Here is a 19,878-nt window from a genome sequence, read left to right on the forward strand (position 1 = left end):
GCGGGGAAGAGGGGAAGAAGAGCGGGACTCAGTCCTCGACCACCAGCGCCGGGGTCGACTTCGTGAGGACCTCGCCGCGGAAGAAGGCGGGGCTGCGGCGTTCGGTGACGAACATGACGACCAGGCCGAGGGCGAGGAGGCCGACGCCGATGGCGAAGACGCTGCCGACGCCGAAGACCGCGGAGCCGGAGCCGTAGGAGGGGTCCCACGCGTCCGCCAGCGTCTTGAAGAAGACCGCGGCGAGGAGCAGGCCGCCGAGGACCGGGAAGACGCCCTTGAAGAACAGGTCGCGGGCCGAGCGGCGCAGCTCGCCGCGGAAGTACCAGGCGCAGGCGAAGGCCGTCAGCGAGTAGTAGAAGCAGATCATCAGGCCGAGCGCGAAGATCGTGTCGGTGAGGACGTTCTCGCTGACCAGGGTCATGACCGTGTAGAAGGCGCCGGTCGCGATGCCCGCCATGACGGTGGCGCGGCCCGGGGTCTTGAACTTCGGGTGGACCTTGGCGTAGGAGGGCGGCAGCGCCTCGTACGTGGACATGGCCAGCACGGTGCGGGCCACCGGGATGAAGGTGGTCTGGAGCGAGGCGGCGGCGGAGGCGAGCACGGCGACGAAGAGCAGGATGCCGAGCATCGGGCCCATCACCGGGCCGGCGAGGGCGGCGAAGACGTTGCCGGAGGTGTCCGGGTTGCCGAGGCCGAGGCCCTTCTCGCCGGCGCCGACGGCCATCTGGGCGGCGATGCCGGTGGCCAGGTACGAGCCGACCAGGACGACCATCGCGATGAGCGAGGCGCGGCCGGGGGTCTTGGCGGAGCCGGTGGTCTCCTCGTTGGTGGCCAGGCAGGCGTCCCAGCCCCAGTACATGAAGATCGAGAGCGAGAGTCCGGCGGTGAAGGCCGCCATGGACTCGACCGCGAAGGGGTTCATCCACTCCCAGGAGAAGTCCAGGCCGGTGTCGAAGGTGCCGGCGGAGGCCTTCTGGAAGGCCATCGCGACGAAGATCGCGAGGACGGCGAGCTGGAGGCCGACGAGGGTGTACTGGACGCCCTTGGTGGCGGTCATGCCGCGGTAGCTGATGGCCGTCGCGATGGCGATCAGGGTGAGGCAGGTGGCGATGTGGACGAGCTTGTTGTCGTCCAGGGCCGCGATCGAGGCGTCACCGGTGATCTCGCCGGCCAGCAGCCAGAAGTAGGAGGTGGCGACGCCCGCGAGGTTGGAGAGCACGATGATCGTGGCGATCACCAGGCCCCAGCCGCACATCCAGCCGATCCGCGGGCCGAAGGCCTTGACGGTCCAGGTGAACGAGGTGCCGCAGTCCGGCATGGCCTTGTTGAGCTCGCGGTAGGCGAAGGCCACCAGCAGCATCGGGAGGAAGCCGGCCAGGAAGACCGCCGGCATCTGGAGGCCGACCTCGCCGGCGGTGGAGCCGAGGGTGGAGGTCAGGCAGTAGACGGGGGCGACGGTGGAGATGCCGATGACGGCACTGCCCACCAGGCCGACGGAGCCCTTGCCGAGGCCCTTGCCGCGAACGCCGGCCTCGCCCTCGGCGACGCCGCTTACCGTGTCTCCGACCTGAGGCCGAACGTCCAGCTGAGTCATGGGTCAGGACGTTAGACGGTGCGGTTTCCACATCCGGAGGACTTAAGTCCGAAACTGAGGTCCCAAAAACGCCTTGGAATCTCGACCCCGAGAGAGTTCATGTTCCCGCAATGGAAGGTTCACAGGGTCAGCGGTCATCGTTTCGCTGGACCTGGAGCTCAGCTTTCGCCATGCGGAAACCGCAGCCGTGCCCGTTTTGCCCCATTCAAAACTTTCCCGTGGCAGTTTTCGGCCAGCCCGGAGGGGCCGTGGCGCCGTAATCCGGTGGACTCGCCCCGAGCCCCGCTGGCAGGCTCCGCCCCATGACCTACGGAATCGAGTCCCACCCCGCCCGGTGAACGCCCCGATGGAGCGTTCCTCCCTCTACGACTACGCGTTGTTCCGCCAGGGCATCGAGCCCGACGGCCGGCTCCCGCGCGGCGGCCATCCGCTACCGGAACCGCAAGAACCCTCACCCGCGCCCTCGCCCCAGCCCCAGCCGAAGCCCGACCGGAGCCGGCTGACCTGGCAGGAGACCCAGGAGGAGGTCGCCGCCGCGCTCACCGCGCCGCTGGCCGACCCCGACCCCGTCCGGGCCGCCGACACCGTCCACCGCCGGGCCGAAGCGCTCGCGCTACCGCACCGCACCGTCCGCGCCCACGTCACCCGGCTCCCGCTGGCCGACGAGAGCGCCGCCCGGCGGACCGCCCGCCGGCTGACCCGGCACGGCACGAGCCCGGCGGCCGTCGGCATCGGCCTGGCCCTGCTCGTCCGGCTCGGCGAACCACAGGACGTGCCCGTCCTCCAGACCCTGGGCCTGCTGCGCGGCCTGGGCCGCCTGGCCGCGGCCGCCCTGGACCCGCTCGACCGGCGGGCGGCCGCGCTGCTCCTGCTGGCCGAGCGCACGGACCGGACCCACCTGGACGGGCTGGCCGACGCCGTCGCCGCCCGCGACCCCGCCGCCACCCGTACGGCACTGCTCGCCCTGCCGCGCGATCCGGGTGCGTACGCCCCCGCCCGCCGGATCGCCGAAGCCACCGAGCTCGACGTCCTGCTCCGCGCACATCCGCGGGACGGGGCGCTGCTCGCCGGGGCCGCCCGGCTGCTGACCCGGATGGCCTGCCAGCGCGACTACCGGGCCGAGATCCTCGACTACCGCCCGGCCGTGGCCGTGTACGGGGCCCTGGTCGCCGGGGCGGACCGGATCCCGCCGAGCCTCGACCACCACGCGCTGTTGCTGTCCACCGCCCTGGACCTGCACAGCGGGACCGCCGCGCTGCTGGACTGGCCGCCGGGGCGCCGCGAGGCCCTGCTCGAAGCCCTGGGCCGGCTGCTGGCCTCACCCGCCTGGACCGCCGCAGCCACCGCCACATCCACCCCCGCCGACGAGCGGCGGGCCGACTGGATCCGGCGGACCGGGCGCCGTCCCTTCGACCTCCCCCCGGCACCGCAGCGGCTGCGCATCGAGGTGGTCGTCGAGGACCCCGCCGAGGGGAACGGCGTGGACACCCGGATCCTCGTCGACGGCCGCCCCCTGGTGCCCGCGCTCTTCGGCAAGGGCCCCGGGAACCCCCCGGAGCTCCTGCTGGACCGGGACGACCTGCGCGCCGGACCCGAGCCGCGCGAGGTCCAGCTCGCGGAGGCGTACTGCTCCGAGGGCTGCTGCGGAGCCCTGTACGCGACCGTCCGGCGGGACGGGGCGGAGGTGGTCTGGGGCGAGTGGCGCGGTGCGACGGGGTCCACGGCCCCGCCCGAGCTGCGCTTCGCGGCGGCCGCCTATGGCGCCGAACTCGCCCGGGCCGACGCCGACCGGGCCTGGTCCTGGCCCGCCCGCAGTACGGCCCGCCTGATCGCGGCGGGCCTGCGCGAACGGCCGGAGCTGCTGGCCCGCTGGGAGTGCCGGCCGGGCTGGACCGGCACGGCCTACCGGGAGCCGGACTCGGCCCACGTGTCCTTCACCTACCGCCCGGCGGCGCCCCCCGCCGTACAGGAGCACGGGGAGCCGCCCTGGCTGCAGTACTTCTGGGAGCTCCCGGACGACGGCCGCCCGCCCGAGGTCCAGGCCGCCGCCGCACTGGACCGGCTCGCCGGCGGCGACCCGACCACCTGGTCCCGGATCTGCGGCGGCAGCCGCGAGTCGGCGCGGATCCTGGGCCGCGCCTGGCCGGAGAAACCCAGCTAGCGGAAGGGGGCGGAGGGGCCCGCCAGGGCCCCTCCACCCCCCTACTCCCCTAAGCCGTCCAGACGATCGACTGCATCTCGCTGTACGCGTGCAGTGCGTACGAGCCCACGTCGCGCCCCACCCCGCTCTGCTTGAAGCCCCCGAACGGCGCCTCCATGTTCCGGCCGATCGTGTTGACCCCGACCCCGCCCGCCCGCAGCCGGCGCGCCACCCGGAAGGCGCGCGCCGCGTCCCCGGACCACACGTAGCTCAGCAGCCCGAAGTCGCTGTCGTTCGCCAGCCGGATCGCCTCCTCCTCGTCCCCGTCGAAGGGGACCACCACCACGACCGGGCCGAAGATCTCCTCGCGGACCACCCGCATCTCGTTCGTGCAGTCCACCAGCAGCGTCGGGGCCACGTAGAAGCCCTTCCCCGCGTCCCCCACCACCGGGCGCTCCCCGCCGTACGCGATCCGCGCGCCCTCCTTCCTGCCCAGCTCCACGTACGACTCCACGCGGTCGCGGTGCGCCGCCGAGATCACCGGGCCCACCACCGTGCCCCGCTCCGCCGGGTCGCCGACCTTCATGAAGGCCAGGTAGCCCCGCAGCTTCTCCACCAGCGGCTCGTACACCGACCGGTGGACGATCACCCGGGTCGGGGCGGTGCAGATCTGGCCGGAGTAGAAGGAGAAGGTGGTGCCGATCCCCATCACCGCCGCGTCCAGGTCGGCGTCCTCGAAGACGACGGCCGCGCCCTTGCCGCCCAGCTCCATGAGCTGCCGCTTCATGGAGCGCCCGCACACCTCGGCGATGCGCTGCCCGACGCCCGTGGAGCCGGTGAAGGACACCATGTCCACGTACGGGGAGTCCACCGCCGCCTCGCCGACCTCCACCGAGGCGCCCGAGACCACGTTCACCACGCCCGCCGGGGCCCCCGCCTCGTGCAGGGCGGCCGCCATCTTGAACACCGACAGCGGGTCCTGCGGCGCCGGTTTGACCACCACCGTGTTCCCCATGGCCAGCGCCGGGGCCACCTTGCCCGCCGGGTTCGCCCAGGGGTTGTTGTACGAGGTGATGCAGGTGACCACCCCGACCGGCTGGCGCACCTCCAGCGCCCCCAGGATGCCGGCCTTCCCCATCGGGCCGGCCTCGGTGACCTGCGGCGCGATGCCCCGCTCGACCGGCTCCAGGGCGCCCTTCGCGTACCGCCGGAAGCGGGCGACCCCGACCCCGACCTGCATCCCGCGCGCGATGCCCGTGGGCGCGCCCGTCTCCGCCTGCGCGAGGGCGGCCCACGGTTCGAACTCCCGCTGCATGATGTCGGCGGCCCGGTCGAGGATCGCCGCGCGTTCCCCGGGGGCCGTACGGGACCACGTACCGAAGGCCTCGGCGGCGGCCCGGGCGGCCTCCTCGACCTGGGCGCGCGAGGCCTCGGGGGCCAGGCCCACCACGGACTCGTCGGCCGGGTTGACCACCTCGTAGTGGCCGCCGTCGGGCTCCACCCACTCGCCGCCGATGTAGAGCTTGGTCACCGTGTGCTCACCGTCCTCGTGTCCCGGCCCGACCGGAGCACGATGCCCGGGATCGCGCCGGTCACCTCGTCGTCGCGGACGGTCTCCACGCCGTTGACGCGTACGGAGACGATGCCCGTCGCCCGTGCGTCCAGCCGGGGGCTGTCCCCGGGCAGGTCGTGGACCAGGGTCGCGGGCCCGGCGTCGATGCGCTCCGGGTCGAAGAGGACCAGGTCCGCGTGGTAGCCCTCGGTGATCCGGCCGCGCTCGCGCAGCCCGAACAGCCGGGCCGGGTCGTCGGTGAGCATCCGTACCGCCTGCTCGAGCGGCACCAGCTTGCGGCCGCGCAGGCAGTCGCCGAGGAAGCGGGTCGTGTACGGGGCCCCGCACATCCGGTCCAGGTGCGCGCCGGCGTCCGAGCCGCCGAGCATGACGTCCTCGTGCTGCCAGGTCTCGGCGCGCAGGGCCCAGCTCGCGGGGTCGTTGTCGCTGGGCATCGGCCACAGGACGGTGCGCAGGTCGTCGTTGGCGCAGATCTCGACGAGGCAGTGGAAGGCGTCCTGGCCGCGCTCGGCGGCGATGTCGTCGACCACCCGGCCGGAGAGGCCCTCGTTCTCCTTGCTGTACGTGTCACCGATGACGTAGCGCCCGAAGTTGGCCAGGCGCCGGAAGACTCCGGCCTCCTTGCTGTCGGCGCGGCGCAGCATCTCGGCGCGGACGTCCGCGTCGCGGAGCTTCTCGATCCGTTCGGGGACGGGCAGTGCGAGGACCTCGCCCCAGCCGGGGATGAGGTTGAGGGCGCAGAAGGTCCCGAGGGACATGTTCATGGGGGTGAGGATCGGCATGGTGAGCGCCACGATCCGGCCGCCGGCGGCGCGGGCGCGCTCGGAGGGGATCAGCTGGCGCGGGACGCGTTCGGGGACGGCGGCGTCGATGGTCAGGACGTTCCAGTTGAGGGGCCGGCCGGCGGCCGCGCTCATGCCGACGAAGAGGTCGATCTCCTCGTCGGAGAACTGGTCGAGGCAGCCGGCGACGATGGCCTCGAGCTGGGTGCCCTCGTGTTCGGCGACGGCGCGGGAGAGGGCGAGGAGTTCCTCCGGCCCGGCGTGCCGGGAGGCGACGGGGGCGCCGGCGCCGTCGGAGTGGGTGGAGGACTGGGTGGTGGACAGGCCCCAGGCGCCGGCGTTCATGGCGTCGTGGAGGAGGTCGACCATCTGCCGCAGCTGCTCGGGGGTGGGCTGTCCGCCGACGGCGTCCTCGCCCATGACGTGGCGGCGCAGGGCGCAGTGGCCGACCATGAAACCGGCGTTGACGGCGATCCGCCCTTCGAGGGCGTCGAGGTACTCGCCGAAGCCGGACCAGGTCCAGTCGACGCCTTCTTCGAGGGCCTTGAGGGCCATGCCCTCGACCTTGCTCATCATGCGGCGCGTGTAGTCGGCGTCCTCGGGGCGGGCGGGGTTGAGGGGGGCCAGGGTGAAGCCGCAGTTGCCGCCGGCGACGGTGGTGACGCCGTGGTTCATGGAGGGGGTGGCGTACGGGTCCCAGAAGAGCTGGGCGTCGTAGTGGGTGTGCGGGTCGACGAACCCGGGGGTGAGGACGAGGCCGGTGGCGTCCTCGCTGGTGCGGGTGTCCTCTGTCGTCGTCCGGCCGGGTTCCGCGATGACGGCTATGCGGCCGTCGCGGATGCCGATGTCTGCGACGTATGCGGGGGCGCCGGTGCCGTCTACGACGGTCGCCCCGCGGATGAGGTGGTCGAGCATGTTCCCCTCCTGTGTGTCCCTGTGCCGTTGCCCTGGCCGGGCGGGGGTGGGGGCCCTGCGGGGCTGTCCCCTACCCGCCCTTCCACCTCCCCCAGACTCCGTCCGGGGGGACCCCCACGCCTCAAGCGCCGGCGGGGCTTGGAAAGACACGGCGCTCCGCGCCCGCGCCTCAAACGCCGGCGGGGCTGGAAGTGCGCTGCGCGCACTCCAGCCCCGCCGGGACTACGCGGACTGGCGGAAGCGGGTGGTGCGGTGGATCGGGTCCGTGTCTATGTGCGGGATGACGTGTTCGCCGATGAGCTTGATGGTGGTCATCGTGTCCTCGGGCGAGACTCCCGTCGGCAGGCCGAAGGAGAGCTGGTCGGCGCCTGCCTGCTCCCAGCGCTTGCACTGGGCGCGGACCTCGGACGGGTCACCGCAGATGAGGAGTTCCTCCGCGATGAGCAGCTCGATGATCTCCGCGTTGTACTCGGGGAGGGTCTCCGGCCACTGCGGGATCGCCTCCGGGCGCGGGAAGGTGTCGTGGTAGCGGAAGACCAGCGACTGGAAGCGGTTCATGTTGGCGTTGACCGCGATCTCGACGGCCTTGTCGTGGGTCTCGGCGCAGATCGCGGTCGAGGTGACCATCACGTTGTCGTTGACGAAGGCGCCGATCGCCTTCGCCTCCCGGATCGCCGTCTTGTACTGGTCGAGGACCCATTCCATGTCCGAGACCTTCTGGACGCTGAAGCCGAGGACGCCCAGGCCCTTCTTCGCCGCCATCGCGTACGAGGAGGGGGAGCCGGCGGCGTACCACATGGCCGGGTGGGCCTTGCCGTACGGCTTGGGGAAGACCTTGCGCGGCGGGAGGGACCAGTGCTTGCCCTGGAAGCCCTCGTACTCCTCCTGGAGGAACATCTTGGGGAATTCCGCGATGGTCTCCTCCCAGATCTCCTTGGTGTGGTTCATGTCCGTGATGCCGGGCATGAAGCCGAGGATCTCGTGGCTGCCGGCGCCCCGCCCGGTGCCGAACTCGAAGCGGCCCTTGGAGAGGTGGTCGAGCATGGTGACCTTCTCGGCCACCTTCACCGGGTGGTTGACCGGGGCGAGCGGGTTGAAGATGCCGGAGCCGAGGTGGATGCGCTCGGTGGCGGCGGCGAGGTATCCGAGGAAGACCTCGTTGGCCGAGAGGTGCGAGTACTCCTCCAGGAAGTGGTGCTCCGAGGCCCAGGCGTACTTGAAGCCGGACTTGTCGGCCTGGATGACGTACTGGGTCTCCTCGAGCAGCGCCTTGTGCTCTGCCTCGGGGTCGACCTTGGACCGCGCCTCGGGCACGTATCCCTGCACGAAGAGCCCGAATTCCAAGGGGTTCACCGTCCTTAGGTTTCTGACGTTGCGTCAGATTTGATGGGTCCGACTGTTCCACCGCGGGGCGGGGCCGTCAATAGAGCCGCAGGGGTTCATCTGACGGTCCGTCAGGAGACGTCAGATGATGCTGACGCCGGCCGTCCAGCCGCCGTCCACGACGAAGGGCTGGCCGGTGATGTAGGAGGAGTCGTCGCCGGTCAGGAAGAGGGCCAGCTTCGCGATCTCCTCCGGCCGCCCCACCCGGCCCAGCGGGACCACCCGCTTGTACAGCTCGGCCATCGCATCCCTGGCCTCGTCCGTCATCCCCGCCGGGTCCAGCAGCCCGGGGTTGGCCATGGGGGTGTCCACCGCACCCGGGCACATCGCGTTGACCCGGATGTTCTTCGCGGCCAGCTCCAGCGCCGCCACCCGGGTCAGCCCGAGGATCGCCGCCTTCGTCGCCGCGTACGCGCCCACGTACGCCATGCCCGTCAGGCCGGTGTAGGAGGAGGTGTTGACGATGGTCCCGCCGCCGGCCGCCTCGATCTCGGGCGCGACCGCCCTGATGCCGAGGAAGGCGCCGACCTGGTTGACCTCGACCACCTGCCGGAACTCCTCCAGCGGGGTCGCGGTCAGCTCGTTGAAGCGCAGGATGCCCGCGTTGTTGACCAGCCCGTCCACCGGGCCGAAGGCCTCCTTCGCGGTGGCCGTGGCGGCCTCCCAGTCCTCCTCCCGGCTCACGTCCAGCCGTACGTACCGCGCCCGGTCCTCGCCGATCTCCTTGGCGACGGCGGCGCCCTGCTCGTCCAGTACGTCGCCCAGCAGCACCTTCGCGCCCTCGGCGGCGAAGAGGCGGGCCTCCTGCTCGCCCTGGCCGCGCGCCGCACCGGTGATGATGACGACGCGCCCGTCCAGCTTGCCCATGGGGTACCCCTAGTGGTTTGAGGAGCCAGTCGTTGAGGAGTCACTGGTTGAGGAGCGGGGCCACCTCGGCCCCGAACGCGGTGATCTGGTCCACGAGTTCGGCGCGGTCGCGATTGCGGAAGCGGACCTGGATCTGGTTCACGCCCAGCGCCCCGTACTCCCGGAGGGACTCGGCGAGCGCCTCCGCCTTGCCGGTGAGGGTGCGGCGGCCGGTGTCCCAGGCGGGCTCGCCGACGTAGAGGGGCTCGGTGATGGCGCCGATCTCGACGGGCCCGGTGTTCCCGGCCGCCGCGCGGAGCTCGCGCAGGCGGGCGATCTGCGCCGGAAGCCGGTCGCGCGGGTCCCCCTGCGGGAGCCAGCCGTCGCCGCGTACGGCGGCCCGGCGGACGGCGGCGGGCGAGGAGCCGCCGACCCAGACGGGGATGCGCGCCTGGGCGGGGCGGGGCAGCTGCCCGAGGTCCCGGAAGGAGAACCGCTCCCCCTCGAACTCCGGGTACTCCTCGGGCCCCAGCGCCGCGCGCAGCGCGTCCAGGGTCTCGTCGAGGACGGCCCCGCGGCGCCCGAAGTCGACGCCGAGCGCCTCGAACTCCTCCTGGACGTGCCCGGCCCCGACCCCGAGGATCAGGCGGCCCCCGGAGAGGTGGTCGAGGGTCGCGTACTGCTTGGCGGTGACCAGGGGGTGGCGCAGGCCGACGATCGCCACGTGGCTCAGCAGCCGCACCCGCTCGGTGATCCCGGCCAAGAAGGCCAGGGTGGCCACCGGGTCGTACCAGACGGTGCTCATGGGGCCGGCGAGCCGGCGCGGGACGGCCACGTGGTCACAGGTGGCCACGTACCCGAAGCCGGCCCGGTCGGCGGCGCGCGCCACCTCGGCGAGGTCGGCCGCGCCGGCCGAGGCCTCCCAGGGCTCGGCGTAGATGGTGCTCTGCGACTGGACGGGGAGCTGCATCCCGTACGCCAGCCGGCCTTCCGGAAACACGCGTGCCATACCGAGCCCGCCTCGCCTTCGTCCGCCGGTCCGCGCACCGCTTCGACTGCCGATTCGGCATACCGGTGCCGGGCCCCATCGTCATAGCTGACGGTCCGTCAGGCAAGGGGCGGGGTGGAATCGCGCGAGGATGGGTGGCGGGTACGGGTGCGTACCCGTACCCTCGAAGGATGGGAAGGAGCACGACGATGCCCGATGCGAACATCCGTATCCCCGAGGAAGCCAAGGACAGACTCGCCGCCATAGCGGCTGCCGAGGGGCTGTCGCTCCGCGCCTACCTGGCCCGTCTGGCCGAGACCCTGCTGACCCCGGCCGAGCGCGCCGAACGTGCCGAACGCGCACGTGCCGCGCTGCGCGACTGGAACGGCTACGCGCCGACGGCCGCCGAGCAGCAGGAGCTAGACAGCGAGCTGGACCGCCGCCTCCAAGGGGCGAGGCCCCGGTGACCGAGCCCGTACACATCGTGCTGGACGAGACGGCGATGACCGCCGCCGGCCGCGGCAACGTCCTGGTTTCGCGCCTCATCCACCGGGCCCACGCCGAGTCCGGCTGGTTCCTGTACGCCCCTGCCTGTGCGCTGGTCGAGGCCGACCGGGCCCGGCCCGGCACGGCGGAGCACCTCGCGGCCCTGCCCGGCGTCATCGTCCTCGACCTGGACCTGCCCGCCGCGCTGGCCGTCGCGCGGGACGAGAGCTGGGCCACTGCCCACTGCCTGCACGCCGCCCAGCCCACCGCCGACCGGCCCGACGGCGCGATCGTCGCCACCACGGCCCCGAAGCGGTGGGAGGGCGAGCCCGTCCGAATCCTGGACCTCACTCCGTGACCGGCGCCAAAGGGACCGACATGTCCAGGACCACCGTGAAGAAGTCCGTGACCATGCGGCGGTCCATCGCCGAGCAGATCGAGGAACGCGTGGGCGCGGGCGGGTTCTCGCGCTTCATCGACGCGGCCGCCGAGCACTGGCTGACGATCCTCGCAGCGCGGGAGGCCGCTGCAGAGCAGGAAGGCCGCACCGGCGCGTAGCCAGCGGTGCGCGTCTGAGCGGTCCCCGGGGACTGTGCGGGGGCGGGCGCAGCGCCTAGGGTGCGCGCGTGGAAGTGGATCTGATGCTCACCCTCGTCAGCGGGATCGCCTGGACCGTCGTGTACGTCGAGGCCATCCGGGTCGGGCTGCGGGACCGGACGTACGCCATGCCGGTCGCCGCGCTCGCGCTGAACTTCGCCTGGGAGACGACCTACGCCGTCACGGACTTCCGCACCGGGGTGTCCCCGCAGGGAGTGGTCAACGTGGTGTGGGCCGCCGCCGACGCGGTGATCCTGTACACCTACCTGCGCTTCGGCCGGGCCGAACTGCCCGGCTTCGTGACCCGGCCGCTGTTCGCCGCCTGGAGCACGCTCGTCCTCGGCGCCGGCTTCGCCGTGCAGTGGCTGTTCCTCGCGCACTTCGGGACGCACGACGCCACCCGCTACTCGGCGTTCCTGCAGAACCTGCTGATGTCCGGGCTGTTCATCGCCCTCTACGCCGCCCGGCGCGGCCCGCGCGGGCAGTCGCTGCTCATCGCCGTCGCCAAGTGGCTCGGCACCCTCGCGCCGACCGTGCTGTTCGGGGTGCGCGAAGGGTCCGGCTTCGTCCTCGGGCTGGGCGTGCTGTGCTCCGTCTTCGACCTCGCCTACATCGGGCTGCTGCTCCTGCGGCCCGACGGGGCCGGAAGCGGTGAGGCCGGGCCCGGTGAGGTCAGGGGCGTCAGGGGCGGCTTCAGAAGCCCGCCGGGCCCATCGCGATGACCGGGTGCGCCGCCGGGTCCAGGGTCTTCAGCAGCTGCTCCATCGCCTCCTTCGGGAGGCCGACGCAGCCGTGGGAGGGGCCGTTGTGGTCCACGTGCAGCCAGATGTTGCCGCCCTTGGCCTCGCCCTCCGGCTTGACCGGGTCGAGCGGGGACATGCCCTGCCTGCGGTTGTAGTCGATCGCCACCACGTAATCGAAGGAGCCCGCCAGGGACTCCCCGTTCACGCCCAGGCCCGTCGCGACGAACGCCGGGTCCCGGTCGTACGGGAGCTTCGTGCCGGGCGGGGCCGGCAGCAGGCCGCCCGCGTCGGTGAGGGAGAACACCCCCTGCGGGGAGGTCAGGTCCCCGTACTCGCGCTCGGTGGACCAGCCGTTGGCGCCGTTGCGGGCCGGCCAGTGCCCGGCCGCGGTCCAGTCGGCGCCGATGCCGGTCCGCGTGAAGAAGGTGACGGCGGAGTCCGAGGAGTCCTTCGCCTTGCCGGTGACCAGCACCAGCTGCCGCGCGTCCCCGGGGATCCTGGCCCGGGTCGCCGCGCTGAGGGAGTCCGGGAGCCCCTGGAGGGCGTCCGCGCGCGGGGTACCTCGCGTGGCGTGACCCGGGCCGCCCTGGGCCTGGGCCTGGGCCTGGGGCTGCGCCGGGGTCCCGGTCTGGGCCTGGGGGCGGAGCTGGCCCTGGGGGCGGGCGTCCGAGCGGGCCGGCTGGGCGGGCGCGCCCGGCTGCTCGTACACGGCGTGCACCCATCCGGCCCCGAAGGTCAGCAGGCCGAGGGCGGCCACGACGAGCAGGGCCCTGGGCGGCCGGCCGGGCGAAGCGGAACGCCTGCTTTCGGCCGAACCGGGGCCCGTACGGGACGGCGTGCGACCGCCGGTCCGGAAGCGGGATCGGGCTCGGGCGTGCTTCTTCATTCACCCGACCGTACATCAGGTGATCATCGTTCCCGGTGAACGGCGTACTCCCGCAGCCCCTGCGGCGCGGGCAAGCGGAATCCGCCGACGGGGCCGCCGACGGGCTCCGGACCGGCCACGTCGAAAAAAGAATCCGAAAAAGAACGCGAACGCTGTCACAGGGACCGGCCGGGCGGTGTCTTGTTGCCGGAAGCGTTCGAAGCGAGGGAGACACCATGAACAAGAACACCGAAATCGTCGTCATCGGCGGCGGTTACGCGGGCGTGATGGCGGCCAACCGGCTGACGCAGCGCGAAGACGTGACGGTGACCGTGATCAACCCGCGGGCGTCCTTCGTCCACCGCATCCGCCTGCACCAGCTGGTGGGCGGGTCCGACTCGGCGGTCGTCGAGTACCGGGACGTCCTGGCCGAGGGGGTCCGGCTGGTGGTCGACACCGTGGCGCGGATCGACGCGGCGGGGCGCGGCGTGGAGCTGGCGTCGGGCGGCACGGTCGGTTACGACTACCTGGTGTACGCGGTGGGCAGCGGCAGCGCCGACCCGCGCGTGCCCGGAGCGGCCGAGTACGCCTTCCCGCTCGCCACTCTGGAGGAGGCGCAGCGGCTGCAGCCGGTCCTCGAGGCCGCGTCCGCGTCGGCCGCGGTGACGGTGGTCGGCGCCGGGCCGACCGGTATCGAGACCGCCGCCGAGCTGGCGGAGGAGGGGCGTGCCGTGACCCTGGTCTGCGGCGGGGTGCTCGGCCCGTACCTCCACGCCCGGGGTCGTCGCTCGGTCGCCGGGCGGCTGGCGAAGCTCGGGGTGACCGTGCTCGAGGGGCCCGACACGAAGGTGACGGCCGTGTCGCGCGACGCCGTACGGCTCGCCGACGGTCGCGAGCTGCCGAGCGAGGTGACCATCTGGACCGCCGGCTTCGCCGTGCCGGACCTGGCGGTGCGCAGCGGGCTGAGCACCGACGCCCTGGGCCGCCTGCTGACGGACGAGACGCTGACGAGCGTGGACGACGAGAGGATCGTCGCGGCCGGGGACTCGGCGGCGCCGTCGGACCTGGCGCTGCGGATGAGCTGCCAGGCCGCCATGCCGCTGGGCGCGCGGGCCGCCGACACCGTCCTCAGCCGGATCGCGGGTGAACGGCCCGAGACCCTCAACCAGTCGTTCGCCGCGCAGTGCATCAGCCTGGGCCGGCACAGCGGCATCTTCCAGTTCGCCAAGAGGTCGGACGTCGCGGTGTGGTTCCACATCGACGGCCGCCTCGGCGCGAAGCTGAAGGAGACCGTGTGCAAGGTCGTCGTCAAGCACCTGGCCGACGAGGGGCACAAGCCCGGTTCGTACAAGCTGCACCGCAGCTCGGGAGGTGACACACGTCGTCAGCTGCTGGAGGCCAAGCAGGAGACGATCTCGTACGGTGAGCCGGTTCGAACCACCGTCCGGTAAGAAGGAAGTTGTATGAGCGAGCACGCCATCGAGGCGGCGACCGAGGTCTTCGTCGCCCACCGCAACCTCCTCTTCACGGTCGCCTACGAAATGCTCGGCTCGGCCGCCGACGCCGAGGACGTCCTCCAGGAGACCTGGCTGCGGTGGGTCGAGGTCGACTTGACGCAGGTCAGCGAGCAGCGCGCCTACCTGGTCCGGATCACGACCCGCCAGGCGCTCAACCGGCTGCGCACCATGACCCGCCGCAAGGAGTCGTACGTCGGCCCGTGGCTGCCCGAGCCGCTGCTCACCGCGCCGGACGTGGCCGAGGACGTCGAGCTGGCCGAGAGCGTGTCGATGGCGGTGATGCTCGTCCTCGAGACGCTGTCGCCGACCGAGCGCGCCGTCTTCGTCCTGCGCGAGGTCTTCGACGTCGGCTACGAGGAGATCGCGGCCGCCGTCGACAAGACCCCGGCGGCCGTCCGCCAGATCGCCCACCGCGCCCGCAAGCACGTCGACGCCCGCCGCCCGCGCGAGGTGGTCTCCGCGAGCGAGACCCGGACGGCGATGGAGTCGTTCTGGCGCGTACTGGAGACCGGGGACCTCCAGGGCCTCCTCGACGTGCTCGCCCCGGACGTGGTCCTGATGGGCGACGGCGGCGGTATCAAGCAGGCCGCGGTGCGGCCGATCACCGGCGCCTGGAACGTGGCCCGCTTCATGATCGGGGGCATGCGCAAGAACGGACTGCCGGTCACCGTCGCTCCCACCGTGGTCAACGGCGCCCCGGGACTCGTCGTCCACCTGGACGGCGAACTCGACGGTGTCATCGCGCTCCAGGTCGAGGACGGCCGCATCACCGGCCTCTACTACGTCCGCAACCCGGAGAAGCTGTCCCGCCTCGAGGCGGAGACCCCGCTGACCCTGCGATGAATCCCCGGGCACCCCACCGACCCCTCCCGCCAGGGCAGGGCCCCGACTTACCCTGAGCTGATGAGAACTCCGCGTCAGGCAGCCCGCATTGTCGTCCTCTCTCCCGGCGGGTCGGTGTTCCTGTTCCGGGAGAACAACATCGAAGTCGGCATCCACTGGCTGCCCCCGGGCGGCGGCATCGACCCGGGCGAGACCCCCGAGGAGTGCGTGCGGCGCGAGCTGCGCGAGGAGACCGGGTGGACCGACCTGGAGCCGCAGCGGCTGCTGTGCACCTGGGAGCACGACTTCACCCACCAGGGCGTCCCGGTCCGCCAGCACGAGCACATCTACGTCACCACGGGCCCGCGCCGCGAGCCCGTGCTCGAAGCCCCCGACATCCACTGGCAGTGGCTGTCACCGCAGCGCCTGGCCACCCTCGGCGAGCCCCTCTGGCCCCCGCGCCTGCCCGACCTGCTCTCCGGCACCCCGGCCGACCCGGTCCACCTGGGGCTGCTGGCCTGAGCTCCGGCACGGCGCGGCGGGGCGGTCAGTGCTTGCCGGTGGCCTTCGCGTAGAGCTGGGCGGCGTAGTCGCCGAGGATCGTGCTCGTGGAGACGTCGTCCGTCTCCCCGCCGGTCAGGATCCCGATGATCTTGCCGTCGCGGGCGATCCAGGCGCTGCCGCTGGTCCCGCCGGGGAAGTCGGCGCAGTCGAAGCGCTGCTCCCGCTCGCCGAGCCGGACGGTGACCGCCGTGCAGATGCGCGGAACCTTGCGGTCGGCGGGGTAACCCGTCACCGTGACCTCCTCGCCCGCGCGGCCCGTGGTGTCCAGGGTCGCGCCGCCGGTGACGTCCTCGATGGTGCGGCCCTTGTCGTCGGGGGCCAGGCGGGCGAAGGCGAGGTCGTAGTCGTCGTCCGTACCCTCGGCCCAGCGCTCGTCCTCGAAGACCTCCTCGATCTTCCACACCCCGTACGGGGCAACGCCGTTCGCGTACGCGGGTGCGAAGACGGCGCCGCCTTCACGGGCCTGCTTGCCCTCCATCAGGCAGTGGCCGGCGGTGACGATCATGTTCTTGCCCGGGCTGCGCACGACGGTCGCGGTGCAGAAGTGGTCGCCGTCCAGGCCGCCGGTGAAGAGCGCACCGGTGAACGCGGCGGGCCCGCCGGGCTTGGGGGCCGCAGGGGACGGCGGGGGCGCGGCAAGCTGAGGTTTCGACGCTTGCGATCGCGAAGAGGCGGTCGGCGACCCCGAGGGCGCGGCCGACTTGGCCCGTACGGGAACAGCCCCGTCGGGCGGCGGCACCAGCTCAGCCACCGCCGCAGAGGCGCCCAGCGCCGCCAGCGCACACAGCACCGCCGTCACCACGGTCCGCTTGTCCACCGCCATGATCCCTCCCCACTTTGCCCTGGCGAAGCATGCCCCGGCAGCACGCCAGGGTGCAAGGCCGGGGGTGCTGGAGGTGGTGCGGGAGGGGTCGGGTTGGCGGGATTCAGCGGGCCGGAATCAGAGACGGTTTGGGGGTTTCCCGTCAGTCCCATCGTCCTTCCGTGTCGTGCCGGCCTGTCAAGGGCGCTCCTTCGTCGCGTCGCTTCGCGATGGCCTTCGGCCACCCTTGACCGACCGCCCCGCCCCGGAAAAACGAAGACTGCCGGGAACCCCCCAAAGGAACGGTCACGGGGCAGGAGGGGAGGAGCGGCCTCGTCAGCGATGAGGCGAGGGGCCGGGCCTTGCCCCGCCGGGCATCCGGCCCTGGCCAGGAAGGGCCCGGGGCCGGGGGCCCGGGGCGCGTCAGATCGCTACGCGCTCCTCATTTCTCAGCGCCTACCGGCCGTCTGGGGCTGATCCCTGCACCAAATGTTGATCAGAGCGGCGGGAGGAGCTCATGGGCGCGTCAGATCGCTACGCGCTTCTCAGATCCCAGCGGCCGGCGGCCGTCTTGGGCATCCACACGCACGGGCTCAAGTTGCCAGGGAAGTAGGGCACTTCACGCTCTCGAGGACCAATCCGGTGTCTCGAAATGCCGCATGTCCCCTACAGTCAAACTCCAATGACGCTCTTGGTCGCCGAATTCGTTCGAGGACTGCGCGGCGAAGCAGCACACTGTCCGTCATGACCACATATGACAGCATTGGTACGACCTACAGTCACACCCGACGGCCGGATCCCCGGATCGCTGCCCAGATCCACGCGGCGCTCGGCGATGCTGCGACGGTGATCAACGTAGGTGCGGGCACCGGCTCCTACGAACCGCCGCAAACGGTGCTGGCGGTCGAACCCAGTTCGGTGATGATCGCCCAGCGTCCAACCGGCTCCGCGCGGGCCCTCCAGGCATCCGCCGAGTCGATCCCCCTCCCCGACGACTCCGCCGACGCGGTAATGGCCCTCCTCACCGTGCACCACTGGACCGACCTGGAAGCCGGTATCGCGGAGCTGCTTCGCATCGCCCGGCGGCGCGTCGTCATCTTCACCTGGGACCAGACCATCCAGCGCAGCTTCTGGCTGGCGGACGAGTACCTGCCGGATGTGGCCGCGTTCAACGACACCCGGGCCGTCCCGATCGACCGGCTGACCGCACTGCTGGGAGGAGCCCGCGTCGAGACGGTCCCGATCCCGCATGACTGCACCGACGGATTCGGCGCCGCCTTCTGGCGCCGCCCCGAGGCCTACCTCGACCCGCAAGTACGCGCCGGCATGTCCATGTTCGCCCAGACCGGCGAGGAAGTTCTCCGTCCGGGCCTGGCCCGACTCTCCGACGACCTGTCGTCCGGCCTGTGGCACGAACGCCACGCCGACCTGCTCAACCGCGAAACCCTCGACATCGGCTACCGGCTCGTCATCGCCGACCTCTAAAAACGCGGCCCAGTGCAGGTATCAGCCCCAGACGGCCGCCAGACGCCGAGATATGAGGAGCGCGTAGCGATCTGACGCGCCCCTCGCTTCCCGCCTCACCCTGGTCACCATTTGGTGCAGGGATCAGCCCAAGGCGGTCGGTAGGCGCTGAGAAATGAGAAGCGCGTAGCGATCTGACGCGCCCCGGGCCCCCGGCCCTGGGCCCTTCCTGGCCAGGGCCGGATGCCCGGCAGGCCAAGGCCCGGCCCCTCGCCTCATCGCTGAGGGGCCGCTCCTCCTGCTCCCGCCCCGTGACCGTTCTTTTGGGGGTTTCCCGGCAGTCTTCGTTTTTCCGGGGCGGGACGGTCTGTCAAGGGTGGCCGAAGGCCATCGCGAAGCGACGCGACGAAGGAGCGCCCTTGACAGGCCGGCCCGACACGGAAGGACGATGAGACTGACGGGAAAGCCCCATACCTTCTCTGATCAGGTCCGGCTGGAACCCCGTCAGCCCGTGACACCGCCCAGGAATGCCACCCAGGCCGCGGGGGCCAGGGCCAGCTCGGGGCTGGTGGCCAGCTTGGAGTCCCGGACGTGGACGGTGTCCGCGCAGGTGGCCACCTCGACGCAGTCGTCGCCGTCGCCACCGCTGTACGTCGACTTGTGCCAGGAGAGGGCGACCTCGACGCAGCTGTCGCCGTCGCCACCGCTGTAGCTGCTCTTGAACCAGTGCAGATCCGAGTTGCTCATAGCGTCCCTCGCGTTTGCTCCAACAGGCCCAAGGAGTCGGCGGGATTGAGGGCCTGTGAACGCAGTTTGGCATACCGCTGATGGAGGATGCTGACCTCCGAGGGATCCGAGATGAGCACACCGGTCCGCTGTCCCTCGCTGTAGGCGAGCCACTGATGGTCTGGAGTTTCCAGCAACCGGATGGGGCCATCGTGGCCCGCGTGCTCGGCCTGTTCCTTCGGCATGATCTGGACCGTCACATTGCGCAGCCGGATCAGTCCCAGGATGTGGTCGACCTGGTCGCGCATGACCTCCCGCCCGCCGAAATGCCGGTCGAAGACCGACTGCTCGATGATGAAGCTGAACGAGGAGTTCGGCAGGTCGCGCAGGATGTGCTGGCGCTCCAGGCGGCCCGCCACCTGGGCCTCTATCCTCGCGTCCTCCAACGGCGGCACTCGCTCCGCGAAGATCCCTCGGGCGTACTCCTCCCGCTGCAACAGCCCTGGCACCATCCGGCACTCGTACGTATACAGACTCACCGCAGCCGGCTCCAGCAGTGCCCACTTCTTGAACCACGACGCCACCCGCCTCGGCTTCGTCAGGTGCCGGGCCGCGCCCTTGACCGCGCCGAAGCAGTCGAGCTCCGACTCCATGCGGTCCACGAACCGCTCGCTCGGGTAGCGGCGGGCCTGTTCCACCGAGCCGACGTACTGGACCGAGTAACCGATCCGCTCGGCCATCTCCTCCTGGGTCAGGCGGGACCGTTTACGGAAGGCCTTCGCAACCTCCGCGAAGCTCCGTAGAGCCCCGTTCGGGTCCTCCACCTCTTCGGGTTCGACGCCCTGGTCATCCACATGCTGCACCCTGACACCCCCAACTCGCGCGCCTGCATGCCACGTTCGCGAGCGGTGTTCCCCCGGTCCAGCACCCCCACTCGTACAACGCCCCCAGTAGCGGCACCCCGGTCGAAATCAGCACCCAAACCGCCACTCCCAGCCCCTCAACGGCCTTTACAAGCCGCCGTATTCACGTAAGCTCCCCCTCGTCCGCAAAACAGTGTCTGGGGGAAAC

General features: G+C 71.6%; 19 protein-coding genes. 9 read left to right on the forward strand and 10 right to left on the reverse strand.

From position 1 onward, the window contains the following. Window positions 1-28: 28 nt before the first annotated feature. A complete protein-coding gene (locus OOK34_RS08985) occupies window positions 29-1,594 on the reverse strand; it encodes an APC family permease (protein WP_267033332.1) in 1,566 nt (521 codons plus the stop codon). A 346-nt stretch (window positions 1,595-1,940) separates the two neighbouring features. Here OOK34_RS08985 and OOK34_RS08990 point away from each other — a divergent pair, with 346 nt between their 5' ends. Beyond that, on the forward strand, window positions 1,941-3,755 hold the full coding sequence (locus tag OOK34_RS08990; protein ID WP_267033333.1) for a hypothetical protein: 1,815 nt from the start codon (window positions 1,941-1,943) through the stop codon (window positions 3,753-3,755). Window positions 3,756-3,804: 49 nt separating this feature from the next. On the opposite strand, the gene OOK34_RS08995 is transcribed toward OOK34_RS08990, so the two are convergent. The 5 genes from OOK34_RS08995 to OOK34_RS09015 all read right to left on the reverse strand — a co-directional run bounded on the left by OOK34_RS08995 (window position 3,805) and on the right by OOK34_RS09015 (window position 10,242). Then, window positions 3,805-5,265 carry an aldehyde dehydrogenase family protein gene (locus OOK34_RS08995; RefSeq protein ID WP_267033334.1) on the reverse strand — a complete coding sequence of 487 codons (1,461 nt, stop codon included), beginning with the start codon at window positions 5,263-5,265 and terminating at the stop codon, window positions 3,805-3,807. Further along, on the reverse strand, window positions 5,262-7,154 hold the full coding sequence (locus tag OOK34_RS09000) for an amidohydrolase family protein (RefSeq protein ID WP_267033335.1): 1,893 nt from the start codon (window positions 7,152-7,154) through the stop codon (window positions 5,262-5,264). Before OOK34_RS09000 ends, OOK34_RS08995 begins: the two co-directional genes overlap by 4 nt. Window positions 7,155-7,226: 72 nt before the next feature. Continuing rightward, window positions 7,227-8,348 (reverse strand): LLM class flavin-dependent oxidoreductase, encoded by a 1,122-nt coding sequence (locus OOK34_RS09005; protein ID WP_267036673.1) that lies wholly within the window; start codon window positions 8,346-8,348, stop codon window positions 7,227-7,229. 120 nt (window positions 8,349-8,468) lie between these two features. Beyond that, window positions 8,469-9,254, reverse strand: a complete 786-nt coding sequence (locus OOK34_RS09010; RefSeq protein ID WP_267033336.1) for an SDR family NAD(P)-dependent oxidoreductase — start codon at window positions 9,252-9,254, stop codon at window positions 8,469-8,471. A 40-nt stretch (window positions 9,255-9,294) separates the two neighbouring features. Next, window positions 9,295-10,242: an LLM class F420-dependent oxidoreductase gene (locus OOK34_RS09015; protein ID WP_267033337.1), complete on the reverse strand. Its 948-nt coding sequence runs from the start codon at window positions 10,240-10,242 to the stop codon at window positions 9,295-9,297. A gap of 188 nt (window positions 10,243-10,430) precedes the next feature. Between OOK34_RS09015 and OOK34_RS09020 the strand changes: the two genes are divergently transcribed. The 4 genes from OOK34_RS09020 to OOK34_RS09035 all read left to right on the forward strand — a co-directional run bounded on the left by OOK34_RS09020 (window position 10,431) and on the right by OOK34_RS09035 (window position 12,026). Continuing rightward, window positions 10,431-10,688, forward strand: a complete 258-nt coding sequence (locus OOK34_RS09020) for a hypothetical protein (protein WP_267033338.1) — start codon at window positions 10,431-10,433, stop codon at window positions 10,686-10,688. Continuing rightward, window positions 10,685-11,065 carry a hypothetical protein gene (locus OOK34_RS09025; RefSeq protein WP_267033339.1) on the forward strand — a complete coding sequence of 127 codons (381 nt, stop codon included), beginning with the start codon at window positions 10,685-10,687 and terminating at the stop codon, window positions 11,063-11,065. Before OOK34_RS09020 ends, OOK34_RS09025 begins: the two co-directional genes overlap by 4 nt. 20 nt (window positions 11,066-11,085) lie before the next feature. Further along, window positions 11,086-11,265, forward strand: a complete 180-nt coding sequence (locus tag OOK34_RS09030; protein WP_267033340.1) for a hypothetical protein — start codon at window positions 11,086-11,088, stop codon at window positions 11,263-11,265. A 68-nt stretch (window positions 11,266-11,333) separates the two neighbouring features. After that, window positions 11,334-12,026, forward strand: a complete 693-nt coding sequence (locus tag OOK34_RS09035; protein WP_267033341.1) for a hypothetical protein — start codon at window positions 11,334-11,336, stop codon at window positions 12,024-12,026. On the opposite strand, the gene OOK34_RS09040 is transcribed toward OOK34_RS09035, so the two are convergent. Next, a complete protein-coding gene (locus OOK34_RS09040; RefSeq protein ID WP_267033342.1) occupies window positions 11,998-12,933 on the reverse strand; it encodes a L,D-transpeptidase family protein in 936 nt (311 codons plus the stop codon). The genes OOK34_RS09035 and OOK34_RS09040 overlap by 29 nt on opposite strands. Before the next feature lie 215 nt (window positions 12,934-13,148). Between OOK34_RS09040 and OOK34_RS09045 the strand changes: the two genes are divergently transcribed. The 3 genes from OOK34_RS09045 to OOK34_RS09055 are packed head-to-tail and all read left to right on the forward strand — an operon-like array spanning window position 13,149 to window position 15,773. After that, window positions 13,149-14,363: an NAD(P)/FAD-dependent oxidoreductase gene (locus tag OOK34_RS09045; RefSeq protein WP_267033343.1), complete on the forward strand. Its 1,215-nt coding sequence runs from the start codon at window positions 13,149-13,151 to the stop codon at window positions 14,361-14,363. Between the two features lie 12 nt (window positions 14,364-14,375). Continuing rightward, window positions 14,376-15,272, forward strand: coding sequence for an RNA polymerase sigma-70 factor (locus tag OOK34_RS09050; protein ID WP_267033344.1), 897 nt, complete (start codon window positions 14,376-14,378; stop codon window positions 15,270-15,272). Between the two features lie 60 nt (window positions 15,273-15,332). Next, window positions 15,333-15,773 carry an NUDIX hydrolase gene (locus OOK34_RS09055; RefSeq protein ID WP_267033345.1) on the forward strand — a complete coding sequence of 147 codons (441 nt, stop codon included), beginning with the start codon at window positions 15,333-15,335 and terminating at the stop codon, window positions 15,771-15,773. 25 nt (window positions 15,774-15,798) lie between these two features. Here OOK34_RS09055 and OOK34_RS09060 read toward each other — a convergent pair whose 3' ends face one another. Then, window positions 15,799-16,638 carry a serine protease gene (locus OOK34_RS09060; protein WP_267033346.1) on the reverse strand — a complete coding sequence of 280 codons (840 nt, stop codon included), beginning with the start codon at window positions 16,636-16,638 and terminating at the stop codon, window positions 15,799-15,801. 723 nt (window positions 16,639-17,361) lie between these two features. Between OOK34_RS09060 and OOK34_RS09065 the strand changes: the two genes are divergently transcribed. Further along, the gene (locus OOK34_RS09065; RefSeq protein ID WP_267033347.1) at window positions 17,362-18,102 is read left to right on the forward strand and encodes a class I SAM-dependent methyltransferase; all 741 of its coding nucleotides are present in this window, start codon (window positions 17,362-17,364) and stop codon (window positions 18,100-18,102) included. Between the two features lie 483 nt (window positions 18,103-18,585). Here OOK34_RS09065 and OOK34_RS09070 read toward each other — a convergent pair whose 3' ends face one another. Both OOK34_RS09070 and OOK34_RS09075 read right to left on the reverse strand, forming a co-directional pair. Then, window positions 18,586-18,828 (reverse strand): DUF397 domain-containing protein, encoded by a 243-nt coding sequence (locus OOK34_RS09070; RefSeq protein WP_267033348.1) that lies wholly within the window; start codon window positions 18,826-18,828, stop codon window positions 18,586-18,588. After that, window positions 18,825-19,661: a helix-turn-helix transcriptional regulator gene (locus tag OOK34_RS09075; RefSeq protein ID WP_267033349.1), complete on the reverse strand. Its 837-nt coding sequence runs from the start codon at window positions 19,659-19,661 to the stop codon at window positions 18,825-18,827. The genes OOK34_RS09070 and OOK34_RS09075 overlap by 4 nt, the downstream gene beginning before the upstream one ends. Window positions 19,662-19,878: the final 217 nt, after the last annotated feature.

Origin of the sequence: Streptomyces sp. NBC_00091, assembly GCF_026343185.1 — a bacterium.
GTDB lineage: Bacteria > Actinomycetota > Actinomycetes > Streptomycetales > Streptomycetaceae > Streptomyces.

Excerpts from the sequence above, each read along its gene's own strand:
- OOK34_RS09010 (WP_267033336.1), bottom strand. The coding sequence starts at position 9,254 with ATGGGCAAGCTGGACGGGCGCGTCGTCATCATCACCGGTGCGGCGCGC.
- OOK34_RS09040 (WP_267033342.1), bottom strand. The coding sequence starts at position 12,933 with ATGAAGAAGCACGCCCGAGCCCGATCCCGCTTCCGGACCGGCGGTCGC.
- OOK34_RS09020 (WP_267033338.1), top strand. The coding sequence starts at position 10,431 with ATGCCCGATGCGAACATCCGTATCCCCGAGGAAGCCAAGGACAGACTC.
- OOK34_RS08990 (WP_267033333.1), top strand. The coding sequence starts at position 1,941 with ATGGAGCGTTCCTCCCTCTACGACTACGCGTTGTTCCGCCAGGGCATC.
- OOK34_RS09060 (WP_267033346.1), bottom strand. The coding sequence starts at position 16,638 with ATGGCGGTGGACAAGCGGACCGTGGTGACGGCGGTGCTGTGTGCGCTG.
- OOK34_RS09065 (WP_267033347.1), top strand. The coding sequence starts at position 17,362 with ATGACCACATATGACAGCATTGGTACGACCTACAGTCACACCCGACGG.
- OOK34_RS09055 (WP_267033345.1), top strand. The coding sequence starts at position 15,333 with ATGAGAACTCCGCGTCAGGCAGCCCGCATTGTCGTCCTCTCTCCCGGC.
- OOK34_RS09045 (WP_267033343.1), top strand. The coding sequence starts at position 13,149 with ATGAACAAGAACACCGAAATCGTCGTCATCGGCGGCGGTTACGCGGGC.
- OOK34_RS09015 (WP_267033337.1), bottom strand. The coding sequence starts at position 10,242 with ATGGCACGCGTGTTTCCGGAAGGCCGGCTGGCGTACGGGATGCAGCTC.
- OOK34_RS09050 (WP_267033344.1), top strand. The coding sequence starts at position 14,376 with ATGAGCGAGCACGCCATCGAGGCGGCGACCGAGGTCTTCGTCGCCCAC.
- OOK34_RS09070 (WP_267033348.1), bottom strand. The coding sequence starts at position 18,828 with ATGAGCAACTCGGATCTGCACTGGTTCAAGAGCAGCTACAGCGGTGGC.
- OOK34_RS09030 (WP_267033340.1), top strand. The coding sequence starts at position 11,086 with ATGTCCAGGACCACCGTGAAGAAGTCCGTGACCATGCGGCGGTCCATC.
- OOK34_RS08985 (WP_267033332.1), bottom strand. The coding sequence starts at position 1,594 with ATGACTCAGCTGGACGTTCGGCCTCAGGTCGGAGACACGGTAAGCGGC.